We start from the raw sequence: 2,422 nt of genomic DNA on the forward strand, positions 1-2,422 counted from the left end.
GTAGGACGTTGCCACGCAAACGCAAGGAACTCAGCGATGAGTTCCTTTTTTTATGCTGTTTTTTCGGTCTCACCGATGAGGTGGGACTAGGAGAGTGGTCGATTGTCGTGTCCGCCATTTAAAATTAAGAACCAGAGTCTGGGACAAAAATCCCAGGATTTTTCGAATATCTGATGGCGAAACGTGCGCCCCAAGTCAGATGGGAATGCATCCTGCTCGTTGAAATCAGTGGAAGCTGGGCCGTGGCGACCGTGGGCACGACTTCAAGCCTTGAGGTAAGTCAGCTGAGAACGCTAACCTACCTCAATCTCACAATCTTGGTACGGCTTCGCTCCAGCAATCTTAACGATGGCGGTCATCCTGCCACTTCGTCGTAACTGCCGGTATCGTAGAGTGGTGTCGGCTTTCTTCGCGTGTTTAGTACGGGAAACATCAGTCGCCAGTACGATGAGTTGAATTCTTATCCGTTTTTCGACCAACTAACAGGATGTGTAGCCGGTTCCGCTTAACCCCGTCAGTCAAATCATCCAAGTTCGGGATTATCCACCTGACGCACTGTCGTTCATGTTCACCAACTAACTGTCGTTTGTTTCACTCTCATTTTTTGTTAGTTATCGGGATTAGCTGGTAGAAACTTCCTTTGTCGGCACGGTCTTAGAAGAGGATACTGGGAAGTAGTTGAAAAAAAGGAAGGGATGCTGCATGACATATACGTTACGGGATTTTCGTCAGGATCAACAAGCAACCATTGCCTTGGCGAATGTGCTGGCTGATTTTCAGGTGCAACAGGGGGCCCAACCAGCGGACTCATCTGGCACCTGGGATGCGAGCAACCGACGGCACCATCTAACGCGGCAATTGGAAGAAGTGTCATTTGCGTTGTCAATTCATGGGAAGCAGTTGGCACTTAGCCAGAGAAGACTTACGTATCTAAAACAGTTCGATCAGCAAGCGGCTAGTCAACGGCAAATCGTCACCGCGGACAATCCAACCGGGATGTTTGACGCGTCCCGGGAATGGTTGGCGGTGTCCCTGGAGGGCTTTCAGTCACTTTATCGGGAAGAACGGGTGACGGAGATGTTTTTGACCGGAACAGTGCGCCATGAGCAGGCGCAGCGAAAAGCTATTCAGACAGAACTGGCACGGGAAACCCGTGGCCGGAAGCGTTAAGCGGGTGCGGTGTCCGGCTTCGTCCTAGTTAGCCATTTTGCGATGGTGCGGTTGGTTTAGAGTCAGTTAACTAAACGTGGGAGTTGGGTGAGCATCGTGGTTGGTAACCAGGGGTGAGAAATGCGATTTAAATATTGCCGATGAGAGGTTCCGTGTATCAAAGTGTGTTAAAACGTCTGCTTGGCAAGTAAAGTCCCCAGTAATTGGCTGGTTGACCTAGCCATTCGTAAGGGTGGGGCCAATTGCGGAATAAGCTGAACGTCATTATTCAGCGGGAGTGGGCTGGGGCGCATGCGAGGCTTTGTTCCGGAAACGGTCAGAATGAACCGATTAATCATCTTTAGCGAGCGTGGTGCGCAAGTGGTTAACAGGGATGTTTTCGGGTTAGGAAGAGTGAAATAGAGGAGAGCTCCCTTTAGTAAAAAAGGAAAGGGGGATTAGTTAGTGCTGGACTGGAGAGTAGGAAGCGCTAAAACGGTCGTTTCAAGTTTGCTAGGCGAGTGGGGGGACTGAAAGGATATGTGAGGAATATAACGGGTGAACGAAGCGCGGAAACACTGGCTGACTGGTTAGTGATGCTTATCGATAAAGGGGGAAGCAGGTGGCACTTGATCAAGAGAATAGAAATGATTCATTGGAAAAGGCCCCTTTGATGAGCGAAAAATGGCGGGGAATTGTGGGATATAAGCTTTTCTAAAGGCCTGATGAATGAATCGCAATCACCAGCAAGGCAGTGTAGACTGAGAATTCATCTGGTTAGGGCCAATGCTGATGGTGGTGTTTGTTACTGTTTTTAATTAATGATGGGTGGAAGTTTTTCGGTTGGGGACGGGCCCAACGGCGATGATCAGTTGGCGCGAAGCTTATCAGGAACACAGTCACTGGGGGATTCTTAGACCAGTGGGAGTTGGTGAGTGCACGGCCTGATTTCAGCTAAGAAGAACTGGCAAAAGCAATTTTTTTAAATTTATAGTTGACGGCAGCCGCTGAGATTGGTAAAGTTATATACGTTGTCATCGCAACGGGTCAGCTAGACCAATTCAGTTAATTGAAAGTGATGGTTGACAGTAACGATGACAACATGGTATAGTATTAAAGTTGTCGCTAAGCGATGACGGCTCGATAAGAAACGTTGTTAAATCAAACTTCTTGTTGACAGCATATCAGTTAAATGGTATGATAGTTAAGCTGTCTGTGAGAGCAGATAACTGGTAGACCTTTGAAAACTGAACATTGTTTCGACAAACCAAAT

General features: G+C 48.0%; 1 protein-coding gene. It reads left to right on the plus strand.

Features of this window, described 5'->3' with window-relative positions; genetic code table 11:
- Nucleotides 1–702: 702 nt before the first annotated feature.
- A complete protein-coding gene (locus tag FD37_RS07760; protein WP_056964602.1) occupies nt 703–1,170 on the plus strand; it encodes a hypothetical protein in 468 nt (155 codons plus the stop codon).
- Nucleotides 1,171–2,422 lie beyond the last annotated feature (1,252 nt).

This window comes from Levilactobacillus spicheri DSM 15429 (assembly GCF_001435095.1).
GTDB classification, from domain to species: Bacteria; Bacillota; Bacilli; order Lactobacillales; family Lactobacillaceae; genus Levilactobacillus; species Levilactobacillus spicheri.